General features: G+C 41.4%; 24 protein-coding genes and 1 pseudogene. 21 read left to right on the forward strand and 4 right to left on the reverse strand.

What is annotated here, in order from left to right; all coding sequences use genetic code 11:
* Positions 1-205: 205 nt before the first annotated feature.
* The 13 genes and pseudogenes from yfkAB (at position 206) to L1028_RS01320 (ending at position 11406) form a co-directional block, all read left to right on the forward strand.
* On the forward strand, positions 206-1342 hold the full coding sequence (gene yfkAB / locus L1028_RS01260; protein WP_234530187.1) for a radical SAM/CxCxxxxC motif protein YfkAB: 1137 nt from the start codon (positions 206-208) through the stop codon (positions 1340-1342).
* A gap of 51 nt (positions 1343-1393) precedes the next feature.
* A complete protein-coding gene (locus L1028_RS01265; protein WP_234530298.1) occupies positions 1394-2722 on the forward strand; it encodes a hemolysin family protein in 1329 nt (442 codons plus the stop codon).
* Positions 2723-2886: 164 nt separating this feature from the next.
* Complete coding sequence (locus L1028_RS01270) at positions 2887-3567, forward strand: response regulator transcription factor (protein ID WP_234530190.1); 681 nt, start codon at positions 2887-2889, stop codon at positions 3565-3567.
* Positions 3564-5318, forward strand: coding sequence for a sensor histidine kinase (locus tag L1028_RS01275; RefSeq protein WP_234530192.1), 1755 nt, complete (start codon positions 3564-3566; stop codon positions 5316-5318). The genes L1028_RS01270 and L1028_RS01275 overlap by 4 nt, the downstream gene beginning before the upstream one ends.
* 42 nt (positions 5319-5360) lie before the next feature.
* Positions 5361-5885 (forward strand): CDP-diacylglycerol--serine O-phosphatidyltransferase, encoded by a 525-nt coding sequence (gene pssA, locus L1028_RS01280; RefSeq protein WP_234530193.1) that lies wholly within the window; start codon positions 5361-5363, stop codon positions 5883-5885.
* A 7-nt stretch (positions 5886-5892) separates the two neighbouring features.
* Positions 5893-6387, forward strand: coding sequence for a DedA family protein (locus L1028_RS01285; protein ID WP_234530195.1), 495 nt, complete (start codon positions 5893-5895; stop codon positions 6385-6387).
* A gap of 48 nt (positions 6388-6435) precedes the next feature.
* Positions 6436-7452, forward strand: a complete 1017-nt coding sequence (locus tag L1028_RS01290) for an AI-2E family transporter (protein ID WP_234530196.1) — start codon at positions 6436-6438, stop codon at positions 7450-7452.
* 215 nt (positions 7453-7667) lie between these two features.
* A complete protein-coding gene (locus L1028_RS01295; protein WP_036684070.1) occupies positions 7668-7886 on the forward strand; it encodes a spore coat associated protein CotJA in 219 nt (72 codons plus the stop codon).
* 3 nt (positions 7887-7889) lie between these two features.
* A complete protein-coding gene (locus L1028_RS01300) occupies positions 7890-8156 on the forward strand; it encodes a spore coat protein CotJB (protein WP_060624601.1) in 267 nt (88 codons plus the stop codon).
* A 50-nt stretch (positions 8157-8206) separates the two neighbouring features.
* A complete protein-coding gene (locus L1028_RS01305; RefSeq protein WP_234530198.1) occupies positions 8207-8776 on the forward strand; it encodes a manganese catalase family protein in 570 nt (189 codons plus the stop codon).
* Positions 8777-8893: 117 nt separating this feature from the next.
* Positions 8894-9502, forward strand: a complete 609-nt coding sequence (locus L1028_RS01310; protein ID WP_234530200.1) for a hypothetical protein — start codon at positions 8894-8896, stop codon at positions 9500-9502.
* 107 nt (positions 9503-9609) lie between these two features.
* Positions 9610-9864: pseudogene (locus L1028_RS01315) on the forward strand (manganese catalase family protein); the annotation flags it as partial.
* Positions 9865-9966: 102 nt separating this feature from the next.
* Entirely contained in the window at positions 9967-11406 is a 1440-nt protein-coding gene (locus tag L1028_RS01320; RefSeq protein WP_234530203.1) for an amino acid permease, read from the forward strand.
* Here L1028_RS01320 and L1028_RS01325 read toward each other — a convergent pair.
* Together L1028_RS01325 and L1028_RS01330 are read right to left on the reverse strand one after the other, a co-directional pair.
* Positions 11403-12035 (reverse strand): LysE family transporter, encoded by a 633-nt coding sequence (locus L1028_RS01325; RefSeq protein ID WP_234530300.1) that lies wholly within the window; start codon positions 12033-12035, stop codon positions 11403-11405. The two genes, L1028_RS01320 and L1028_RS01325, sit on opposite strands and share 4 nt — an antisense overlap.
* Before the next feature lie 204 nt (positions 12036-12239).
* Entirely contained in the window at positions 12240-12755 is a 516-nt protein-coding gene (locus L1028_RS01330; protein WP_234530206.1) for a DUF3231 family protein, read from the reverse strand.
* A 212-nt stretch (positions 12756-12967) separates the two neighbouring features.
* Between L1028_RS01330 and L1028_RS01335 the strand changes: the two genes are divergently transcribed.
* From L1028_RS01335 to L1028_RS01350, 4 genes are all read left to right on the forward strand, one after another.
* Positions 12968-13327 carry an MmcQ/YjbR family DNA-binding protein gene (locus tag L1028_RS01335; protein WP_234530208.1) on the forward strand — a complete coding sequence of 120 codons (360 nt, stop codon included), beginning with the start codon at positions 12968-12970 and terminating at the stop codon, positions 13325-13327.
* A complete protein-coding gene (locus L1028_RS01340) occupies positions 13328-14707 on the forward strand; it encodes an MATE family efflux transporter (RefSeq protein ID WP_234530211.1) in 1380 nt (459 codons plus the stop codon).
* Positions 14708-14936: 229 nt separating this feature from the next.
* The gene (locus tag L1028_RS01345) at positions 14937-16739 is read left to right on the forward strand and encodes an ABC transporter ATP-binding protein (RefSeq protein ID WP_234530212.1); all 1803 of its coding nucleotides are present in this window, start codon (positions 14937-14939) and stop codon (positions 16737-16739) included.
* A 96-nt stretch (positions 16740-16835) separates the two neighbouring features.
* Positions 16836-18527, forward strand: coding sequence for an ABC transporter ATP-binding protein (locus L1028_RS01350; RefSeq protein WP_234530214.1), 1692 nt, complete (start codon positions 16836-16838; stop codon positions 18525-18527).
* A gap of 130 nt (positions 18528-18657) precedes the next feature.
* Here the strand turns inward: L1028_RS01350 and pgmB are convergent, their stop codons facing one another.
* Positions 18658-19350, reverse strand: a complete 693-nt coding sequence (gene pgmB / locus L1028_RS01355; protein WP_234530217.1) for a beta-phosphoglucomutase — start codon at positions 19348-19350, stop codon at positions 18658-18660.
* A 20-nt stretch (positions 19351-19370) separates the two neighbouring features.
* Positions 19371-21659, reverse strand: coding sequence for a glycoside hydrolase family 65 protein (locus L1028_RS01360; RefSeq protein ID WP_234530219.1), 2289 nt, complete (start codon positions 21657-21659; stop codon positions 19371-19373).
* Between the two features lie 111 nt (positions 21660-21770).
* On the opposite strand from L1028_RS01360, the gene L1028_RS01365 reads away from it, so the two are divergent.
* The 4 genes from L1028_RS01365 (at position 21771) to L1028_RS01380 (ending at position 24577) form a co-directional block, all read left to right on the forward strand.
* Positions 21771-22520, forward strand: a complete 750-nt coding sequence (locus L1028_RS01365) for an AraC family transcriptional regulator (RefSeq protein WP_234530221.1) — start codon at positions 21771-21773, stop codon at positions 22518-22520.
* A gap of 212 nt (positions 22521-22732) precedes the next feature.
* Positions 22733-23083: a hypothetical protein gene (locus L1028_RS01370; RefSeq protein ID WP_234530222.1), complete on the forward strand. Its 351-nt coding sequence runs from the start codon at positions 22733-22735 to the stop codon at positions 23081-23083.
* A 101-nt stretch (positions 23084-23184) separates the two neighbouring features.
* Positions 23185-23814, forward strand: a complete 630-nt coding sequence (locus L1028_RS01375) for a hypothetical protein (RefSeq protein ID WP_234530224.1) — start codon at positions 23185-23187, stop codon at positions 23812-23814.
* Positions 23815-24238: 424 nt separating this feature from the next.
* Positions 24239-24577 (forward strand): hypothetical protein, encoded by a 339-nt coding sequence (locus tag L1028_RS01380; RefSeq protein ID WP_234530226.1) that lies wholly within the window; start codon positions 24239-24241, stop codon positions 24575-24577.
* The last annotated feature ends 10 nt before the right edge of the window (positions 24578-24587 follow it).

Consider the following 24587-nt stretch of genomic DNA (forward strand, 5'->3'; position numbering starts at 1 on the left):
TTAGGCTTGTCCGAAGATATTTCGGAAGCCTATTTTTCGTCTCGCTGCTTTTATTTTTTTGAAATGTAAGGCAAGTAAAGACGGTCAGAAAGACATCATAAGTGCAGTTTTTTTGACTAACGTGGTATGATATAGGGTAAGTCATCGTTCTTTCTTCATGATTTTGGGTTAATAATAGGAATAAGATTTAAAGGAGCTAGTACAAATGAATGTTTTAAAACCATTAACATCTTCACCGAGGGAGCTGTCGCCAAGTTACGATCCATGGGATCCAATCACTTCTCTACGTAAGCATGGCCGCCATGTGCTAACGAGTGTGGAATTCACCGTAACCAATTTATGCAATATGCGGTGTGAGCACTGTGCTGTTGGTGATAGTCTAACCTCCAAAGAAGGAGATATGCTACCGCTTAAGAATATGCTGGACCGTTTAGAGGAAGTTGAGCATCTAGAAACCATTAGTATTACGGGCGGAGAGCCCATGTTTCGCGCCGGAACGGTGGATAATATCATTGTGCCATTGTTGAAATACGCCAAGGAGCGGGGAATCAGATCACAAATTAATTCTAATCTGACGATGCCGTATTCCCGTTATGAGAAGCTGCTTCCATATCTGGACGTTATGCATATTTCATTTAATTATGTGAACGGTGACGATTTTCATGAAGTCGGTTTTGCGAACAGTGGACATGCGGTTGCCAAGGATGCCGCTTATCGGCTATATAATACAATGATTGAGAACTCTCGAAGGCTAAGTGAGGATGGTATGTTAATTTCTGCGGAAACTATGATTAATTACCGTACCCACACTAAGCTGCCTGAAATTCATAAGCTGATTCTCGACATGGGAGCAAAACGCCATGAGGTTCATCCGATGTACAATTCGAGCTTTGCTTCCGCTCTGCCAGTGTTATCTTTAAATGAAATGCGGACAGCGATCCATGCTTTACTCGACAAGCGTGATCCGGACGTTTGGATGCTATTCGGCACGCTTCCGTTTTTCGCTTGCAGCTTCCTGGAGGAAGATCAGAAATTGCTAAGTAGAATGCGTGCAGAGAAGAATGTTACATTGCGTAACGATCCGGATGGTCGGAACCGTGTGAATGTAAATATGTTCACTGGAGATGTTTTCGTTACAGATTTCGCTGATATCGCAGCCTTTGGTAACATAGACAACCAAAAACTGGATGATATATTTATCGATTGGCAGACGAAGCATCCGCTGAACCAGAAGGTGAATTGTTACTGCGATGCAGCAGGTTGTTGCGGACCTAACCTGTTAGTAGCGGATATGTATTATCCGGAAGTTGATTTCAAAACTAGAAAAGCGATCAATCTGTAGAAATGAGGCGTTGATAAAGTGGCGCATACGGAATTTGAAGTAGGGAGATTAATGCTTAATCTTTTGCTTGTTCTGGTGCTCGTATTATTGAACGGTATTTTTGTAGCAGCGGAGTTCTCATTAGTTAAGGTCAGGCAGTCTCGTCTGACCCAACTGGTCAGTGAAGGTAATAAAATGGCTGGATATGCGCTCAAGGTAAATAAGAGACTGGATTCGTACTTATCTGCCACCCAGTTTGGGATTACACTCGCGTCACTGGGATTAGGTTGGGTCGGTGAGCCGGCCATTTCAGAGCTGTTGGTTGAGCCGTTAATGTATAAAATAGGGATTACCGACGGTACTCTGATATCTACTGTTTCTGTTGTTATCGGATTTTCGATTATTACATTTTTACATATTGTACTTGGGGAGCTTGCGCCGAAATCTCTTGCGATTCAAAGAACAGAAGGATCTGCGCTACTGCTCTCGGCACCGCTGATGTTCTTCTATAATCTGTTTATGCCTTTTATCTGGATATTGAATGCATCGGCGAATGCATTGCTTCGTTTGGTGGGTGTTGAGCCTGCGAATGAGAGTGAGGCTGCCCACTCGGAAGAGGAAATTCGTATCCTGATGAATCAGAGTGCTAAGAGTGGTGTCATTGATAAAGATGAGATGAAGCTGATGGATAACATCTTTGAATTCTCAGATTTACTCGCTCGTGAAGTCATGCTGCCTCGGACGGATATGGATGTGTTGTACAGCAATCTTTCGCTCGAAGAAAATATGAAGATCATTACCGAAACGAGACATTCACGTTATCCGGTAGCTTTTGAAGACAAGGACCGTATTATTGGTTTTATTCATATTACCGACCTGCTGTTTGCTCCACCTGAGCAGCAGAATGATCTTACGACGTTGGTTCGACCGATTCTTAACGTGCCGGAATCGATGGAGATCAGCCATACGCTTCGTTTTATGCAGAAGAATAAAGCACAGCTAACACTAGTTGTCGATGAATACGGCGGTACAGCTGGGCTACTGACAGCAGAAGAAATTCTGGAAGAAATCGTAGGCGATCTGCATGACGAATTCGAAGATGAGCGTCCTAGTGTGGAACGCAATGGAGAGTATATTTCTGTTGAAGGCCGGATGTTGATTGAAGATGTCAACGATCTTACGGGTGTTGTGATCGAAGATGATGAAGTGGATTCTATTGGCGGCTGGTTGTTTAAGGAGCTGGAAGGGAATCCAAACAAGGGAAAACGAGTGAAAGTTGAAGATGTTGTTTTTGAAGTAGAGGAATCGACAAGACTGCGGATTACCAGAATTAATATTTATCGTGAACCGCGTGTCGAGAATGAAGAAACCTCTTCAGAACAAGACGAAGATAAAGAATAACCTATTATAAATTGTTACGTATTGTTCCGGATGTTCAGGGATATAATGAGCTCCTCCTGCAAGAGCTGTATGGCTCATGACAGGGGGAGTTTTTTGTGGACACATAAAGGACATAACGATCGACTATGCTAATGTTTATAAATGGTTTGAAAGCGGGGTCTAGATTGAAAAAGAAGCTTCTTCTCGTTGAGGATGAAATTCGTATTCGTGAACTGGTGTCTGATTATTTCATACAGAATGAATGGGAAGTACTCGAAGCAGATAATGGAAGAGATGCATTGGTTTGGTTTGACTCACTGCTGCCGGATCTGCTGATTTTGGATATCATGATGCCTGCTATGAACGGCTTTGAAGTATGCCGTGAAGTTCGTGAAAAATCAGCGGTACCTATCATTTTGTTAACCGCTAAGTCTACAGATGACGACAAAATCTATGGATTTGAATTAGGCGCGGATGATTATGTTACAAAGCCATTTAGTCCAAAGGTGCTGGTAGCCCGGGCAAATGCACTTATGAAGCGGGTTGAAGGCACCCATCAGCCTGAATCTAGCATAATAAAATTTGGTTCTGCGATGTTTAACACTTTAGCTCATCGGTTAGAGGTAGAAGATGCGGAAGTGGAGCTTACCCCTAAGGAATACGATCTTTTATGGCTCTTGATACGAAATAAAGGGATTGTCATTTCAAGGGATACGATCCTCAGTCGGATCTGGGGAATTGAATTTGAAGGAGATTCCAGAGTAGTGGACAGTCATATCAAAAAGCTGCGAAGTAAATTGGGTTATGAATCACGTTTTATTCGTACGGTGATTGGCACAGGGTACATGTTCGAGGAAGAGGCATGAGAAGACGGGGGATTACTTTTAAACTGTTTGTGATGACCGTTATCTTTTTCCTTTGTTTCTATGGCATGGTGATTCTAAGCCAGTTGCTGCTGTTTGACAATTTCTATCAGAAGCAAAAAGAGCACCGCGTGGAGAAACACCTTAAGAGCTTTGCTGCTAGATATATAAGCGAGCCATGGGGAAGCACTCGAACCTCCCAGGAGCTCGTCCGGTTTATGCTGCGGAATAAAACACAAATGGTTATTTTGAAGCTGGATGGAAAGATGCATTCGGAAGATCCATTTCATATAAAGTTAATCGATGATGATGGAAAGAGTATGATTGTCTCTTTATCCCTATTCATGAATCAGTACGGAGATGCGCTTAGAGCAGCAAATATTAAAGTAGATGATCAGTTGAGCGTTGAAGGCGAACTTCTGGAAGAAGCCAGTTCTTCACCCTTTATACTCTACCCCATTAGTATTACAAAAAAAGGGAGCGGAACAATAGGGGAAACCGAAGAGACTGGGACAATTCATGCATCTGGTACTGTTGCAGAAATTGTACTGCCTGATATGAAAATATGGAATCCACGCCAAGGAATACTGTTTGAAGCGCTAGAGGAATGGTTTCCTTTGACGCCGGCGCAGATAGACGACTTCAAAAATTTGAAAATGCAGAAGCAAGACTGGATTGCTCCCTGGAGTGGGAGTCGTAATTCTGTGATTATTATGCCCCTTAAGCAAAGTTCCGGAGAAATTGAACTACTATTCACAGTCACCTCATTACAGGAAGTTAAGGATTCGAACGAGGCGTTGCGTTGGTTCTTTTTATATCTGGGAATAGGCGGCATTGTTCTGATTTTGGTTCTTTCTCTCTTTTTTTCGAAAATGGTAACGCGTCCGCTAATTAAGTTAAATAACATAGCCAAACGGATGGTTTCTCTAGACTTTACTGGGGACACATCGATTCGGCAGAAGGATGAGTTAGGCAGTCTTTCTAATAGCATGTTCACCTTATCACTAAGTTTGGATTCTGCTTTACGAGAGTTAAGAGAGGCCAATCAGCAGCTAGTTGAGGATATGGAGCAGAAACAAAGAATGGAGATCATGCAGCAGGACTTTTTTGCCAATGCCTCCCATGAATTGAAGACACCGCTCAGTATTATCAAAGGTTTTGCCGAGGGATTAGAAGACGGCGTTAGCGCCGGCAAGCAGGATCATTACATTAAGGTGATTATTGAGGAAGCGGATAAAATGGAGTTTCTTGTTAAAAATATGTTAGATCTAGCGCGGTTGGAGTCGGGCACGATAAAACTTCGGAAATCTTCCTTTATGTTAAGTGAACTGACGGAAAAGGTGACGGACAAGCTGGTTCACTTGTTAAGTGAAAAACATCTGGAGGTCATCATTATTCCTGCAAACGAATTACCGATATATGCGGATGCGAACTGGATCGAACAAGTTATGCTGAATTTTATGACTAATGCTATCAGGCATGCGGAAGAAAGAAGTTCTATCACTGTCAATATTGAGAGTCATGCCCAGACTATTGTATTCACTATACAAAATATAGGAGAATCAATCCCTGAAGATCAGCTGGAGCAAATTTGGGAACGGTTCTATCGGTCTGAGCCATCCCGCAGTCGAATGACAGGCGGTACGGGTCTGGGGCTTTCCATTGCGAAGCGAATACTAGATATGCATGCTTGTCTTTATAAAGTGAAAAATACGGAGAACGGTGTTAGCTTTACTGTGACCTTTGAAGGTTAAACCGGATCAACAAAAATAATGCTATGAAAGGAGTGGAATTGTATGAAATTGAACTGGTTGCCTTCAATGTGCACTCTCGGAAACTTGGGACTAGGATCAATATCATTGTATTTTACGATTCAAGAACGATATAGTCTGGCTTTATTAATGATATTGCTCGCAGCAATATGCGATGTACTGGATGGATTACTGGCAAGAATATTGCAATGTACTAGTGAATTCGGTAAGCAATTGGACTCATTGGCGGATATTATATCATTTGGTTTAGCGCCTACCTTCCTTATCTTGTTGTATAGGTTAGAAGATGTCCACTGGATTGGGCCTGCAGCTGCGGTTTTCTTTTTGATCTGTGGCGCACTTCGTTTGGCCAGATTTAATCTGTCGGCGCCTTCCAAAGGGTTCGTGGGGATGCCCATTACTGCTGCTGGAGTCATTCTGTCGATGATTTCTTTACTAGATGAACGTATGAAACCAGAACTGGTCATCGTATTAATGGCAATACTGTCCGTAATGATGGTCAGTCGTATCCCATTTCCGTCACTTAAAAAATCCTTCAACAGGAAGTGATACACCCATGCCTTGGATTATTGAGATCATTTCACAGTACGGATATTTTGCCATATTTGCCCTTATGGCACTTGGGATTATCGGACTTCCTGTACCTGATGAGGTGTTAATGCTGTTTGTAGGTTATTTATCCTCCCTTATGATTTTGGACTTTTCACTTTCGGTATTGGTTTGTTTCATGGGATCTGTCACAGGAATGCTTATCAGCTATACCATTGGTTTTAGACTAGGGCAACCTGTGGTAGAAAAATTCGGCAAGTGGGTTGGCCTTACACCCAAGCGTTTTGCCAGTATGAAAAGATGGTTTTTGCGGTTCGGCAACTGGGCCATTTTCATTGCCTATTTTATTCCCGGTCTGAGGCATGTATCAAGCTATATCTCTGGAATCAGTGCTATGTCTTTCAAAAAATATCTACTCATAACGACTGCAGGAGCGCTAACTTGGTCACTCCTTTTTGTTTCCATCGGCTTTTTTGTGGGGGCTAAGTTTTCCTTTTTATAGCTAATGGGTGATAGGCATTATTAAACGCAATCGAATGGGGCAAGATCAATGAAGGTATTCAAGCGATTCTATGCGAATATAACCACCAGACGCTTTTTTATTCTCGCACTTATCGGGCTGCTGCTGTACAGTATTCGAGGGATGCTTAATCTTGTGTTGCTGACGTTTTTGATTGCTTTTGTCATGAACAGCGTTCAGACATTGCTTAGTAAACGAATTGGTAAATTTATTAAGGTTAACAGTAAGGTGATTATTGTTATTTTATACCTCGCTTTTATTGCAGTGATTGTACTGGCCCTTGCTAAATTTCTCCCTAAATTATTGGAACAGATTAAGCAATTAACCATCTTCCTTACCAATCTCAAATCAGAAGATCTCCCGCAGAACAAGATTACATTGTATTTGTATGATATGCTCAGAGACCTTAACTATCAGTCCTACATCAAAAGAGGCATCGATTATATGCTGAAGGTTAGCAACTGGAGTGCGACTTTTATAGTATCAACCATTCTAAGTTTTGTATTAATTCTGGAGAAAAACCGGGTCGTCAGTTTCACTTCTAGAATGAGGGAGAGCAGGCTTGCCTGGTTTTATATAGAACTGGAGTATTTCAGCCAAAAATTCATCGTTTCCTTTGGGAAAGTCATTGAAGCGCAAATTCTCATTGCCATGTTCAACACTTGTCTTACTGTTATTGGTTTGTGGCTGCTTAACTTCCCATATTTATTTGCCCTGTCGATCTTGATTTTTCTGCTCAGTCTCATTCCAGTCGTTGGTTTTTTGATTTCGCTCATTCCGCTCTTAATCATCGGCTACAACATCGGCGGTCTGACAACAGTCACTTATGTGCTGGCGATTATTGCGGTAATGCATTTTATCGAAGGCTATTTCTTGAATCCCAAGTTGATGTCCACAAAAATGAATTTGCCGATGTTCTACACCTTCATCGTGTTGTTGTTCTCTGAGCATTATATAGGTGTCTGGGGACTTATTCTTGGTATTCCTATTTTTGTATTTATGTTGGATATCCTTGAGGTTACTTACGAAGATTCGTCAAAAAAGTGAAGTCTTGATCTTAATACTCAATAAGATCCAAGTTATAAGCTGTTTTCGGTACTTTTCCGAAGGCAGCTTATTTGTCGTGCAATTGCATGAAAATCTTTCTTCAGTGCTTTTTTTATAAATAACGTTTTATATTGTGTCCTTCTGTCATAAGTTAGCTAAGGAAGTAATGTTCAGAGTTTTTAAAGAAGGAACAGGAACAAAGGAGGTACAAAAAGATGGAATCACAGTTACGGAGGTACACCCCTTTTAGGGGCCCGTTTGATCCATGCCCACCGGTGCCGTTCAAGACGTATGTAGTTCCACCCAATCAATTTATCACCTTTCAGCCACCCGATTTACCGCAGTTTAGTTTGCAGGAGGCTCTGAAGTATGGAACGCTCTGGCCAGCACTGTTCAGCCCGTATGAATCTAAGTGCAAAGGAGGAGGAAAGTAGATTATGGAGGCAAACCCTTGCGATCAACGATATTATGAAATGCTTGAACAGTTGCAGACTCTTGATTTTGCGTTGGTGGAGTTGAACTTATATCTGAATACTCATCCCGATGATCTAAGAAGTATTGAACAATTTAATCAGCTGACTCAGGAACGTACCAAGCTCGCGAATCAATTTCAGGAATTATACGGTCCGCTTCAGAACTTTGGTCGCGCTTATTCGAAATGTCCGTGGGAATGGAACCAGACTCCTTGGCCTTGGCAAGTATAAGAAGTGTGGACTGTAAGGAACTAAGTTTCTAGAGGAGGGGAAGTTCCCGAATGTGGATATATGAGAAGAAGCTGCAATATCCGGTACGGGTCGGTAAATGTGATATCCGGATGGCGCGTTATTTAAGTGAGCAATACGGAGGAGCGGATGGTGAGCTCGCTGCAGCCCTGCGCTATATGAATCAAAGATACACGATTCCGGATAAAGTTATTGGTGTTTTGAATGATATTTCTACAGAAGAATTCGCCCACCTCGAGATGATTGCCACGATGATCTATAAGCTGACAAAGGACGCATCGGTATGCGAATTAGAGGAAGCTGGATTAGGCCCTCATTTTGCAGCGCATGACCATGCTTTGTTCTACAATAATGCCTCAGGCGTACCTTTTACAGCAGCCTACATTCAAGCTAAGGGTGACCCACTTGCAGACCTTTATGAGGATATTGCGGCTGAAGAAAAGGCTCGGGCTACATACCAGTGGCTGATTGATATGACGGATGATGTGGATCTACAGGATAGCCTCAAGTTCCTGCGGGAGCGTGAGATTATCCATGCGATTCGGTTTAAGGAAGCGGTGCAGATTATTATTGATGATCGGAATCAGAAGCGGGTGTTCTAACTCCAAAGAAGAAGTCGCCATTTTGGCGGCTTTTTTTATTTTTCTATTAGATAGTTACTTGGTTGGTTAAAATTTACTGTGTTAATATTAGCGAATATAACTAGAGGAGGGAAATTATTGAAAAGTAAAAGAATTTATACCTTATTAATATTAATACCTGTCCTTCTTGTACTTGCAGTTTGCAGCAGTGGTAATGCTCAGGTCTATAAGATGGAGCCGGATACTTTCTCCAAACGGGATATGGCCATTTACAAGGTAGATAACAGCAAGGAAAGAGTCAGCTATGGCATGAGTCGTAAGAATGCGGAGAAGGTTCTGGGGACTGGAAATGAAGGGATTTCCAATTGGTATACATATGATTCAGGAGTGAGTGTACTCTACAGGCATGATAAGGCTGTAGTCATAACATTGGAAAGAGTATCTCAGGGGGCATATAAAACTGCCCGAGGAGCTGAAGTCGGTACGAACAAAGAGAGAATTAAAGAGTTATATGGAGAGAAATATGCGATAGAGAATGCTTCGGAAACTATGAAATCTTTGAAATATTTGGAGTATTATTACGATACAGAAACAAAGGAACTAGTAAAAGAATATCAGTCAGATTTTAAATCGCTCTCCAAGAAAGAGCTCAGAGCCAAACATCTGCTTTCAACAACCTATGATGAGGACGGAAAGATCGTGTTGATCATACTGATGGATGGGCAGGCATCTAACACTTTTGAATGACATGGAGATTTATTAATATCTCAGAGCATATGAAAAAAAATGGCTGGTCTTCCAAAAGTGAAGATCTCCCGGGTTATTGAGCTTCATATCGAAGGTTAAAGCGTTGATTAGGTCCACATTTTGTAGCGCATGATCATGCATTGTTCTACAATAATGCCTCAGGCGTACCGTATACAACGGCTTATATTCAAGCTAAGGGTGACCCACTTGCTGATCTATATGAGGACATTGCGGCTGAGGAAAAGGCCCGGGCTACATACCAGTGGCTGATTGATATGACGGATGATGGGTTTAAGGAAGCGGTACAGATTATTATTGATGATCGGAATCAGAACTCAATCCCTTGGCATTATATTGAATAAAAAAAGCCTGCATGTAGTTAAGAATATAAGGACAGCCTATTGGAGTGTGAGTAAAATTCAGAAGGTGATCTTATATCTTCTTTACAAAAAGGACTGAATTCTTTGAACCAAGCTTCTGATAATTCGAAAAATGAAAAGAAATTAAAGTGGTGGCAGTTAAGCTTATTAGGCGTTGCAGGTACAATTGGAACCGGGTATTTCTTAGGTTCGGGTTTAGCGATTTCTATAGGCGGGCCTGCAGTACTGATCGCTTACATCTTGGCTGCTATTGGAACGTATATAGTATTTGATGCTCTTTCATGTATGACAGCAGAACAACCAGAGCAAGGATCTTTTCGTTCCTATGCAAAAAAAGCGTTTGGTAGCTGGGCGGGTTTCTGCAGTGGCTGGGTTTATTGGTTCTCAGAGTTGTTAATCATGGGTAGTCAACTAACTGCTTTATCTATTTTTTCGCGATTTTGGTTCCCAGCGGTACCTATGTGGATTTTTGCTGCTGGGTTTGCTTTATTGGGCCTTGTCATTGTCTTTTTTGGGAATAAGGGGTTTGACCGGGTTGAGAATGTGTTGGCTGTAATAAAAATAGCTGCTATTCTCATGTTCTTAATCATTGCGGCTTCTCTATTGGCTGGTTGGATAGGCGGAGGGAAGTATACACCGAAGGTTCCATTAAACTACTCCGCGCTATTTCCTAAAGGAGGGGTGGGGTTGTGGTCTGCCTTTCTGTTCGCTTTTTATGCTTACGGAGGGATTGAGGTACTCGGAATTATGTCCAATAGACTTCAAAAGCCGGAGGATGCACCAAAGGCAGGAAAGGTTATGCTGATCGCCTTGGTTATTGTATACATCTTGTCTATTGGTCTAGCTGTAATCATGGTGCCGTTTAGTGCGTTTAACTCGAAAGAAAGTCCGTTTGTTCTAGCGCTAAGTAGTGATCATTTGGCTTTCGTGCCTCATCTATTTAACGGAGTGTTGATTGTCGCTGGCTTCTCTACAATGACTGCTTCACTCTACGCTGTAACTTCAATGATGATTACCCTGGCTCAAGAGGGAGATGCGCCGAAGTTATTTTCTCGGAAGTGGAAGGATAAATATCCTTTTTATGCCCTTACTTTGATCACCGTAGGGATTACGGCGGCAGTTGTGATGTCATTATTGTTACCGGGAAAAGTGTATGAGTATATCACTACTGCGGCCGGGTTAATGTTGCTGTATAATTGGTCGTTTATCCTGCTGTCTTCTGGAAAACTCTTAAAAGGAAGTCGGTTTAGCACGGTTAAGCGTTGGCTAGGATTGCTACTCATTGGGCTCGCGGTCACAGGTACTCTTTTTCATTCACTCAGCCGCCCAGGGTTATATATTAGTCTGTTGCTTGTCACTCTGATCGCCGTTTCTGATTGGATCGTGACACGTGTTCGTAAGAAACGTACCGTTGTTACGGATAAGGAACCGAGTAAAGGGAATTTATTGTTAGAAATTCAGGGAATAATAGATTATTCAAAGGATCCGATAAAAATCATTCGGCCGAAAAAAAACAAAACTTAATGAAAAAACAATAACTGAGCGGCTTGTACACCAAAATAAAGCCCAAAGCCAACAAGCGAAAGGCCTGACAGCACGGAGATTGATTTTAAAACACCGGTTGTCAGGACTTTTCGAAACATGCTTGAAGCGGCCGCCATAGATACATCCCAGAGCAAAATTCCAAGTACAATAGCTCCGCTATAAATCAACAACTGCTGCATTGGATACTCCATGGCCGCTTTGGCCAAAATGGACCCGTATATCCCTAGCCAAAATAATATGGAAAGCGGATTGAATAAAGACATCAGTAAACCGGACCAATAAGACTTCGTTAAGGATGAATCACTGCTTCTCATCCCGGGTTCTGAAAGCACTCCAGCATTTTTTATGCTCTCTATACCCGTATACACCAGTACAAAGAAACCAAATAACCACAAGAATGCTTTAATAAAAGGGGATTCTAATAGATGAATTACCCCAAAGTAAACTAATAACATGAAAATGATATCTGCACTTATGGCTCCAAGCCCCACCATCCAAGCATGCCAGAAGCCCTTGCGGATTCCTTTGTCCAATTGAGCAGCATTAATGGGACCAATAGGTGCGGACAGCGAAAGACCAAGAAAAATATATCCAATAAAAGTATTGATAGCATTCCCTCCTCTCTAATATTTGTGTGTAATACTAGCCTATTCAAAAGAAACAATTTGTAGGACAACCAAAAAGGCCTCCGATTTATCGAAGGCCTTTTCAGGGTACAATCAAATAATTAGAAATGGCTTTATTCGCTGTTACAACATCATTAGAGAGAAGCTCCGCACCAGCAACGGAACGGAGCTAAACACATTTAAGACTTATTCAGACTCTGGTCTTTTTACCTGAAGTGGTGGAGGAATTAACCACCCTTTTTTCTTGCTCAAATTGAGAATTTTAACGCCTATCGCTGCTTTAGTTAGGTGATATTTTGCAAATAATGCACCGATATCTTCTCTGATAGAAAGACCCATAACCTGGCTACAAGCTACCAATCCTGTAGCAGTGTCAGCAGCAATTTTAGCAGCAATCTCGGGATCTGTGAATCGTGCACCTACAGGAATATCTTCAAGCTTGGCTTCGGGTCTATTTGGCATCGCTGGTAAGGAAGCAATCCCGTTATCTCCCAGTAGCGTATCACACTCACTAACTTCAAGCTCGGCTTGATCAATTAATGCGCCTAATACTTTTTTGAGGTCATTATCGCCGGCATGATACAAGTAAGCTCGGTAGCACGAAAGGGCACCCTTTGCTACCATCGAAGCTTGCCATACACTAAAGATCTCTCCATAATGCATCGGTTCATCCTTGGGGTTGCCACCTAAAATTCCTGTCATAAGAAAGCTCCTTTATATTTAAATTTTAACGTATGTAGTATGCCCATAAAGGTTCAAATGTTGCAGTTTTCGTCTTTTTCAAAAAATGGAGCTCTCCCAAAGCTATGAAAAAATTAAGCAGAAACCTGCTCAGCTGAATAAAATGATATAATTAAGAAACGTGTTTAATGGCAGAAATGATCAGATTGTTGATCAGCGAAGGAGAGAGAGATTTGAAGAATAACATTATCGAATACTGTTTGAAGAAGAAAGGAGCGACTCAGGAGTACCCTTTTGGACCCACTCCATTGGTCGTCAAAGTTGCTGATAAAATGTTCGCACTTATTTTTGAAGAAAATGGGATGGCTCTTCGCTTAAACTTAAAATGTGACCCTATTATTGCTGAAAACCTAAGAGAGCAGCATGATTGCGTTCGACCAGGCTTTCATATGAATAAAAAGCACTGGAATTCAATTATGATCGATGGTTCCTTGCCAGAGTCGGATGTCTTTGACATGATAGACCATTCCTACGATATGGTTGTCAAAAAGCTTCCTAAAAGCCTCCGGGAAGCTATTGTGGAAATGAACTAAATGAATAATCAAATGAAGGATCGTTTTGCCAACCAAAGTATACCCAAGCTTATTTTCTTATTGGCTATTCCTGCCGTTATAGCTCAGCTAATCAATGCCATGTACAGTGTAGTTGACCGGATGTTCCTCGGAAGAATGGAGGAGGGGGGAACGCTAGCCTTATCCGCTATAGGGATATCTTTTCCGATTATTATGTTGATTTCAGCTTTTGCAGCTCTAATCGGAGCTGGTGGGGCACCCCTAGCTTCTATTAAGATAGGCCAAGGAGAACATAAAAAAGCAGAACAATTACTGGGAAGTTGTTTTACTATGCTACTGATGGCATCCGTAATCCTAACCGCTTTGTTTCTTATCTTTAAGTCGCCATTCTTAACGTTATTCGGGGCGAGTCACGATACATTGCCGCTGGCCAACGATTTTTTAAGCATATACCTTCTAGGAACTGTGGCGGTGCTCATTTCTTTAGGATTGAATCCATTCATTGCAGCACAAGGATACGCCAAAACAGCCATGCTCACGGTATGCATTGGAGCAGTTGTGAATATCATCCTTGACGCCATTTTTATTTTTGAGATGAATATGGGAATTAAGGGTGCAGCGTTGGCAACTGTAATTGCCCAATTTATTTCGGCTATTTGGGTATTGGGGTTCTTAATCTCTAAACGCGCTCCTCTGCGCTTGCGTCTATCGAATATGCGCATTAAACCTAAAGAAGCTGCAAGTGTACTTGCATTGGGGCTTTCCCCGTTTATTATGATGTCGACCGAAAGTTTAATTCAAATCGTATTTAACACGTCCTTAGCTAAATTTGGAGGCGATATGTACGTTGCTGCCATGGGGATTATGGGCACGCTGATGCAAATCTTTGGGACGTTGTTATCTGGTTTTGCGCAAGGGGCACAGCCTATTATTAGCTATAATTATGGAGCTCGCGATCTCGCACGTGTAAAATCCACCATTTTATATTGCAGTGTTTTTTGCGCAGCTTTCGGATTGTCGATGTGGGGCGTGGCCATTTTTGTTCCGAAGCTGCCCATAATCATTTTTACCAATAATCCTGAGCTTGTGGCTCTGACGGCTAGATTAATGAAGATATTTTTCCTTGGCACTTGTATTTTTGGTATTCAATTGGCTTTTCAACAAGTATTTATTGCTTTGGGACAAGCACGGGTTTCTATTTTTATCGCGATCTTGCGTAAGATTATTTTGCTTATTCCATTGGTCCTTTTGCTCCCGACATTTATTAGCCCGAAAACAGATGCAGTGATTATTGCTGAACCTATTGCTGATTTTTGTGCGGCACTGACTTGCTGTGTTTTATTTGGACTCACGATAAAGAAGCTTTTTAAAGATAGATCTGATAAAGCTGGAATGCTGTGAGGATGCCCGCAATGGTGAATAGAAGTCGGTGTTCTGAGGATGAAACTAAAGATTAAGGTTCTTGCTAGCTTCGGCTATCAAGAATCTTTTTATTTGTGATGCATGAAGTCACCAGTTAATCCACCTAAAATAATACTGTTTATACTAATTTATTCATACTGTTTCCAAATAATAGTATTGATAAAATGTAATCAAGAAACATTTTAAATACTAAGGGGAACTTTCCGTAATGAGAACAAAATCCTTAACCTCCACTTGGACCAGCATTGGCTATGTCCTCTACACATCCTGGACTAACAGTAGACGTTCCATTATGTATTATTCTACTGTAACGCTTCTTTCGGCTATACAGCCCTTCCTTTTGATCCTATTTCCAAAATTTATTATAGATGAATTGACCGGACAGCAAAGACCTCAGCAGTTTATCTTCCTAATTTCACTGATGTTTTTATTACTGACTATCATTAGCTATTTTACAGGATATCTACAAAATTTGGGTTTAACTCAATTAATGAAAGTTCTATTTACACAGATCCACGCTCACACTGCGCAAAATATGAATGTTGATTTCAAAAATACAGAAGATGCCATCTATCTTAATCAGATGGAGCAGGCCAAGCGTTCCCTAAAAAGTGTGCAGAATGGATTTCAGGGACTATTTCATACATTTTTTGCATGTCTGGCTGGATTTCTTGCTTTTGCGGGTTATATAACTGTAATTGGAGGATTAAGTTTTGGTGTTATTGTTTTTCTAATTGTAAGTATTGGGTGTTCTTATGTGTTTTCCCTTCGTGCTAAACGTTATGAGTATGAACATGAAGAACAGCTTTCGGAATTGGAGAGGAAGAGAAAGTATTATTCGGATATCATGCAAGATTTTACTTTTGGTAAGGAAATTCGGATTAATTCCTTTAACAATACATTGGTGTCCCTATACCATTCAAGTGTTCAAAATAGACAGAAAATTCAGTCCTCTATCAGTAGCTTTTATTTTCAGAGTGAAATAATAGATATTTTGATCCGGTTGTTCCGTGAGGGAATTGTATATGGTTATTTGGCGTATCTTTACCTTCATCAGAGGATAACTATAGGTGATTTTGTGATGTACACAACTGCTGTCGCTGGATTTTCTGGCGTTCTTCAGGGATTTATGAAAGATTTAGCCCATCTGCGCACACAGAATTTATACATAGAGGAACTCCGTAACTTTTTAGAGATACCGCAAGATAAGCAGGGGGAAGGAGCTATGCTTGCACTCCCAACAGGTCCTTATTCGATAGAATTTAAAGAAGTTTCCTTTACTTATCCTGGTAATAGCCAGCCTGTGTTTAATAAAATATCCTTCATCATACCTCCGCATCAACGACTTGCTATTGTGGGTCATAATGGTGCTGGTAAGACAACGCTTATCAAATTGTTATGCAGGTTGTATGAACCCGATAGTGGAGAGATTACGCTGAATGGAATCAATATCAAACAGTATGCTAAAACGGATTATTGGAGATTATTTTCTACGATATTTCAAGAAATTCGCGTACTCGCCTTCTCACTAGCAGAGAATATTTCTCTAAAAGAGCATAGAGAGTCTGATGCTTTAAGAATTCATGACAGTCTTGAAAAAGCGGGACTAAGCGAAAAAGTCGCCTCTTTGAAATCAGGCATTCTCACCCCAATGCAAAAGTTTTTGGATGATCAAGGTGTTGAGTTCTCTGGAGGGGAAAACCAAAGAATGATGTTGGCAAGGGCGCTATATAAGAATGGAGAATTGATTATTTTGGATGAGCCGACTGCAGCAGTTGATGCAATTGCCGAATTCAACCTGTATACAAGATTTAATGAAATGATCGGTGAGAGAACAGCATTATATATTTCTCATCGATTGTCTAGCACACGGTTCTGTGACCAGATATTGTATATGGAGCAAGGAGAAATTTCCGAAGCCGGTTCTCACAGCGAATTGATGGAACGCAGAGGAAAATACAATCAAATGTATCAGATTCAAGCACAATATTATAAGGGGAGTGAAGCCTAGCTTATGAATCCATTCCCTGCACTGAAAAAGGATTGGCATGTGACCCTTTACTTTTGGAAGCTGGTACATTCCATGTCTAAATCGTACATCCCGCTAATGGTAGGTTCATCATTATGCAGCGCAATTTTCCCGTTTATAAACATCATCCTTCCCAAATATTTGATTGATGAATTGATGGGAGCAGGCCGCGAAATGAATATTATCCTCTGGATAGGAATTTTGGTGGCAGGTAATGCTGTCTTGGGGTTACTTCAGAGTTACCTGAATAAACAAATTGAACTGTCCAATGTATTGGTCATGGATAGTTTAGAGTTACATGTTGGAAATCATATTATGAATCTGGATTATGAGAGTTTAGAGAATTCCAAAGTGCTAGATCTTAAAGAACAAGCGCTTACTCCCATTCGTCAGCAGGATGTTATACGTAAAATGCTAGATAGTATGAAGATTTTGCTGCAAACAATGCTCTCCCTATTGGGACTAACGGCCTTAATCTCTACGTTAAACATTGGAATCATCGTGCTGATTATTGGGATGATTGTACTTAATACCTTTATCTTTAAAAAGTCGCAACAAGCTCAATTCAATTTTCATAAATTATTAGCTCCTCTAAATCGGAAATTTGGCTATTATTCCAAACTAGCCGTTGATTTTTCCATGGCTAAAGATGTCCGTTTGTTTGGGATGGCTCCTTATTTGCTGAATAAAGTGGATGCATATCATAATGAAAGCGTTCGTGGTTTTGGAGGGCTTTACGAAAAAGTGGGGAGATATAAGGGACTGACCAGTGTTAATCTTCAATTGCAAATGGTCATTATCTACGCCTACATGGTTGTGAAAGTAGTTACGGGGAAAATTCAAATGGGTGGTTTTGTTATGTATATTTCTGCTGCCAATAGCTTTTCTGCACAAGTTTCGTTAGCAATGAATGCCTATGTAGAATTTCGACAAATGTGTAAATACATTGAGGTGTTTAGAGAATTTGAGAGTCTAAGACCAACAATGAAAAGCGGAGAAGAGCGTCTTGAGAAACTCATAAATATTGAGATTGAATTTTGTAATGTGTCTTTTAAATATACGGGAAATGAGAGCTATTCCATAAAAAATGTGTCAATGACTATAAAAAATGGAGAAAAGTTAGCTATAGTAGGCCAAAATGGCGCAGGTAAAACGACTTTTATTAAACTGCTTTGCCGATTGTATGAACCTGATCAAGGAGAGATTCTTCTGAATGGAAGATCTATTCAAGATTATCGATACGATGAATATATGAAAATCTTAGGTGTTGTGTTTCAGGATTATAAATTATTTTCATTTTCTATCAAAGACAACTTATGCGCGAAGAATAGCGAAATATCGGATAAAGAAATGGAAGAAGTGCTTAATCAAGTAGGATTGGAAGCAAAAACGAAATATTTAGAAAGAGGACTAGATACACAGGTATTTAAAATCTTTGATGAAAGAGGCACAGACTTTTCGGGTGGTGAAAGTCAGAAGATTGCAATTGCTAGAGCTTTACTAAAAAAGTCACCTATTCTTATTCTGGACGAGCCTACAGCTGCGTTAGACCCTTATGCGGAGTTTGAGATGTACAACAACTTCAATCTTTTGGCAGCAAATAAAACCGTTATTTATATCTCACATCGGTTATCTGCTTGTAAATTCTGCGATAAAATCGCACTTTTTAACAATGGTGAATTGCGCGAATACGGTCCACATGATCAATTGTTGAAAGACCAACAGGAGTATAGCACGATGTGGAAAGCGCAAGCGCAATATTATCAATAGGTTATTGATGTTCGGAATCAGAAGCGGGTGTTCTGAAAATATATTTCAAACATAAGCCGGCAAGCTTCCCTTAGGAGCTTGCCGGCTTAGTTCATAACTTACATATATTGAGACTGGGATGCCCAATTATTTAGCTTACTCTATTCTTTATAGCAGCGAACTGCTGGTTTAGCTCAGAGTAGTTAAGTTCAGCAGTGTGGTTCAAGTTCATATCAGCGATGGACATATTCTCCTGTAAGGAGATATATACAGCGAACATACCTGCCGCTTTGATCGCTTCTACCCCGGCGACTGCGTCTTCGACCCCGACGCAAAATTGCGGATCTACACCAAGCGCATCGGCGGCGGTCAGGAACACTTCCGGGTCTGGTTTGTTGCGAGCAAGCTTGGCGGCATCTACAATAACTCCGAAGTCTTTCTCCATACCTAGAAGGCGGATAACTGTAAAGGCATTTTTGCTAGCGGAGGCAATGCCAGTCTTCACTCCGTGGGCCTTCAGCTCGGCGAGCAATTCAGAAATACCAGGCAGCACATCGGCCGGGGTTACCTGCTGAATAAGTTGCTGATAAAACTCATTTTTTCGGGTCGCCATCTCCTCCATCTCTTCGGGAGAGTAGGTGTGCGGAGTTGCCGCTTGTCCAAGTAGCAACTCCAGTGAGGCAATGCGCGATACACCTTTGAGGTTCTCATTGAACTCTCGGGTGAATGGGAGACCCAGCTCTTTCGCAATCATTCCCCAAGCCTGATAATGATATTCTGCGGTATCGGTAATAACGCCGTCTAGATCAAAGATTACGGCTTGAATTTGAGATGTTGCATTCATTGTGTTTCGCTCCTTATGAATTAGGCTTGCAGCGCCTGAGTTAACGGCTTCTCGTTGCCCAGAGTTAACGATTGGCCGTAGAGCGTAAGTTCAAGGGTTTCACCCTCTAGCAATTCAAGCTCCACACCTTTCTCGCGAATGGTTACAGCAATGAGACGGCCGCGGAAGGTGAGGCGGAAGTTATATTTCTGCCAGCCCGCAGGTAGGGACGGAGCGAGCGACAGGCCATTTTCTTTGAGACGTGTTCCGGCAAAACCGTACACAATGGCCATCCACGTTCCTCCCATATTGGCGAGATGTAATCCGTCTTTAGTGTTTCCGTGCGTATTGTCGAGATCGAGCCGCGCCGTCTCTATAAAATAGTTATACGCTTTGTCCTTATACCCGATTTTCGAAGCCATAATGCTGAATATGCAAGAGGACAAAGAGGAATCATGGGTAGTGATTTGTTCATAATAATCGTACGATTTGCGAATAGTTTCTTGCGACTGCTCGTCTTCCAGCAAGTAATGAGCGAGTACAGTATCGGCTTGCTTGCAGACCTGATAACGGTACAGCGTGAGTGGATGGTAATGCAACAACAGCGGATGTTTCTCCGGTGGTGTATTCTCGAAATCCCAGACCGCTTTGCGTAAAAAAGTATCATCCTGCGGATTAATGCCCAGCTTCTCGTCGTAAGGAAGCAGCATGTCATTCGCCGCCTTCAGCCAGCTATCTGCTTCTGGTCCAGTCACATGCAGGCGTACACACAAAGCTTGGAATGCAGCCTCGTCATATTTTTGAAGCCGCGCAAAAATGCGTGCGGCCCATTTTAAATTATGTTTGGCCATTACATTGGTGTAATAGTTGTTGTTCACAAGACATGTGTATTCGTCCGGTCCAGTCACTTCATCGATGTGAAACTTATCTTCGTAGTAATGACCGATCTCCATCCAAAGCCGCGCTGTCTCAAATAGCACCTCGGCGCCGTATTGGAGCAAGAACGCGTCATCTTCTTCCGCTAGATGGTATTGGATAAAGCTGTAGGCTACATCGGCGCTGATATGATATTGAGCTGTGCCGGATGGGAAGAAGGAGGAACATTCCGTACCTGAAATCGTCCGCCATGGGAACAATGCCCCTTGGGCATGGCCCATCTCTTTAGCACGTTCCCTTGCCTCCTCCAGCTTGGAATACCGGTACAATAGGAGCTGCCGGGCCAAGTCAGGCGAAGTCATTAGGAACACAGGGAACATATAAATCTCCGTGTCCCAGAAATAATGGCCTTCGTACCCTTCACCGGATAAGCCTTTAGCAGAGATGTTGCTATGCGCGTCGCGTCCGGCTGATTGCAGCAGCTGATAAAGGTTGAAACGTATACCCTCCTGAAGCGACAAGTCGTTCTCAATGACTACATCGGAACGCTTCCAGAAGTCAGCCAAATAATGCTCCTGCTGTTCCAGCATGTCTTCAAAGGAGAGGTGCTTCAATGATTCCTGTACCTGAATACCGGTATCTACAAGCATTTGTTCATGTCGTAGTGTATCGGTATAAACATTCCATTTGGTAAGCGATAGTGGCCCAGACAAGGAGGCGGTTGCCGTCACTGTAGCATCGGTTTCTCCAGCTTGAGTTTCAACCTGCCATTCACCTTCCCATTCATGCCTGGTAACACAGGAGGTCCGCAGGGCCGAAGCCATCGTCTCGTTCTCCAGGCATACATATTCACCGCGAACTTCACACGCTACTACGCTCAGGCGTTTGGAATGTCCTGCAGCTACACGCGGGTCATTCGGGTTAGTATAGTTGCTAACATCGCCATTTACACGAGAGACAACCCGAATTGGACCGGTGAAATTGACAGGCTCAACAGTCAGATGAATGGCAAAAAGTTCACGGGTAGTGAAAGAAACGAGTCTACGGAAATGCAGCTTGAGTTCTTTACCGGAGGGGGATTTCCAGTGGATTTTACGCTCCGAGTATCCCTTGTCCAGATGGAGGTTACGCTCATAGGCGAGGACACTCTCTGCTGTAAGTGCAAATGGCTCCATATCTTCACCTATATAAATATTTATCCCTTGGGAATCTATAATATTAACCAGTTTTTGCTGGGTACCTGGAAAAGCGAATAGCTTCTCCCCATAGGGAATGTCAATCACATCGTGAAAGGCGTTCAAGTATGTTCCGCGGATACTACGGATTTCTTTATCAGAATATCCTTCTTCAAAATTGCCACGCACGCCCAAATATCCATTCCCCAGCGCAAAAATACTTTCCAAATTCAGTAGGGTATCTGCCGACAATCCCTGATTGGCAATGCTCCAGCTCATGCTTATGTTTCCTCCCTTGATGGTTATGAATTGAATTTTAAGTCCGAAAGGGCTAGAATTATACTAAATTATTTAGGATATTATCAAAATTTTTAGGTGAGGTTAACAAGTATGGATCAACTTAAAGGGAAACATAAACTGCCGGAATATTGGTCCACACGTTCTGTGGATCTGTCAGAGGGATTTGTTCATCCTCCGCTGGATTATGAACATGAGCTTTTGGAAGCGATCCGACTCGGTGACGAGAAGCGGGCACTGGAAGCACTGCATAGAATTAACGCAATGGAAGCGGCTATGCTAGCCCGATATCCGCTGCGCTCCAAGAAAAACGCTATGATTGCATCCTGCACCTTGTTTACACGTGCGATTATCCGGGGTGGTGTTGACCCTGAGACAGCTTTTCAGCTGAGTGATACGTTCATCCGTGCGGTGGAAGCTACGACGGAGATTGAGGCCCTTCATCGATACGAATATGAAATGGTCCTGCAATTCATTACAGTGATGCGCCAGCAGAAGGAGAACCTTCACTATTCACATATTGTCAATCTATCCGTATATTTTATACGCGAGCATTTGTTTCAAGATTTGAACCTTAGCCTGATCTCCGGGCATGTCGGTGTGCATCCCAGTTATTTGTCCGACCGCTTCAAGCGTGAAACGGGTATGCCGCTCACGGAATTTATCAACCGGCGTAGAATTGAGGAATCGCGGTCGATCCTCATTCATACGAATCAGTCTATTTCCGAAATCGCTTTGATGTTTAAATTTTGCAGCCAAAGTTACTATACACAGTTATTTAAAAAATACACTGGCTTGACCCCCAAGCAGTTTCGTCGGGACGGTGGAGCGATTACGAAATGAGAGAAGTTGAATCATTAACGATTCAGCTTCAATAGCCAAAATCGTCTTTGTCCGCTATAAATGAGATTATAAAACCACTAAAAGTAAGAGAGATGATCAGATGGCTCATAGCCGCGCAAAGTAAACTGAAGGATATCTACCTGGCGCGGGATCAGATTGCGAAGGCGTAGACAGCCTATAAGGTATATCAGGCGTTTGGAAATCAGACTCAAATGGAAGCAATGCATAAGCTAGCGGAAGACGCACGCAAGAAGCTGGAATCTTTGGGTATAGACGAAGTCCAGTATCAGGCGGGTAAGGATCTAAGCACTTATTTTAAGAAACCAGCGGTTAAGGCATGTGATTATGATCCGTCTATCACTAGTAGAAGCGTACCCCTAGTGCAGAATGAAGCGTATCAGTTGTTACTACGGACGGCAATGGAAAAAGGGAAGAAGGGAGCCTGGGCAAAAGGCCAACTGGAAGGCATTCAAACCACCATGGAACAGATGATTGCTACTGGAGTAAGTCTGGGTGTGCACGTGATGACAAACCAAGGTGGAAAATTAGCCCGTTTGATATAAAATTGAAGGTATCCAAACCTAAGAATCTCAGAGCAAATGAAAACGACCTATTCTGGATAATTGAACTGGATGTCGATTTTATTATTAAAGGAGTAAGATAAATGAGAGTACGTTTTAAAGAGGATTTAGAGAAAAAAGAGAATCTGTCAATAAATAAAAAATATATGGTTTATTCTGTGGAAACAAGCAAAGACGGCGAGGAACTATATAGATTGGAAAATGAAATAAAACAAGTTGTACCTTATTCAATCTCTTTATTTGACATTGTATCCGAGAAAGTAAATTCTGATTGGATATTGTGGAACAAGCCCAATAATAGTTCAGCTTTATTACCGAAGCAATTTGCTTATCTAAGTTTTTGGGAAGATTATTATAATGATGAATTAGAGGCTTTAAAAATATTTAATTTGGTTAAGGAACAGCTATTTCAAGAAGAATTAGATGAGAATGAGATGCGTGAGATTTTTGAACTAGAGAACGAGGATGAGATTACATTCGTTCTTAATGTTGTTTTTAAGACAAAAGACAATAGATTTATTTATCGAGTAATTCAATATGTAAAAACAAAATTGGAAGATAATTATGGAATAGACAATACAACACTACTTGCATTTCAATATCTGAGTCTATTCAAACAAAGTGAAGTAGAAGATTATTTCATTTATTATTTGACTAACATTGAGTTAGGAAACGACCAATTAACTGCGGTAGTAAATGAATATTTTAGTTAAGAAGTAAATGACACGAATGGTGGTTAGGTCTTGCTTTTTGTCTTCGTGCAATTATTATTGTGGGGGCTACCCAGTGCCGAATGAACCCATCATTCAACCAATAACACAAATAACCCATGTAATACCCGTATGAAGATTTCGTCATTTTGTGTGTACTCACATCAAATGCTTTAATTTTATAATCTAAATATCGTTATTCCGTTACATAAAGCAGGTCGATTATGGTCAGATACCCTCATGATTGACCTGTTTTTTTTTATTCATTTTCCGGTGCCCATCCAATATCCCTCCCTAGTAAAGATTTAAAAAGGAGTAAAGCACCCCCAAAAGGGCTTTACTCCTTTTTAACATCTAGTCTAAGCTATGTTATTATTACCTTATATTTTCCTATAAATAACAAAATATAAAGTTGGGAGGTTTATGAATGAGAAGTAAGCCTAACTTGATAATGCTGTTATTGTTTGCTTTGACGATTATACTTTCAGCCTGTAATGATAAAAAATCTGCGATATTATCCATGGATGAAGTACGGGATCTAGCTCAGCAAGGCGAGGCGTTGTCGTGGAAGGATTTTGAAGGTTATCCCTTTGAAGACGTCGGTTCAGGCTTGTACATCCGCAAATATGAAATCAATGAAAACTACCATGTGTTGGTTGGTGGCGGAAGTGTTGATGAAGCTCCTCTGTATATAAATCTTGTCAAAAGAAACGGAGAAAAGATCGATATCCGTTATGATGACATCGATCATTTTATCTTCAATTGAATGATGAACT

It is taken from the genome of Paenibacillus pseudetheri, assembly GCF_924513355.1.
Lineage (GTDB): Bacteria > Bacillota > Bacilli > Paenibacillales > Paenibacillaceae > Paenibacillus_AQ > Paenibacillus_AQ pseudetheri.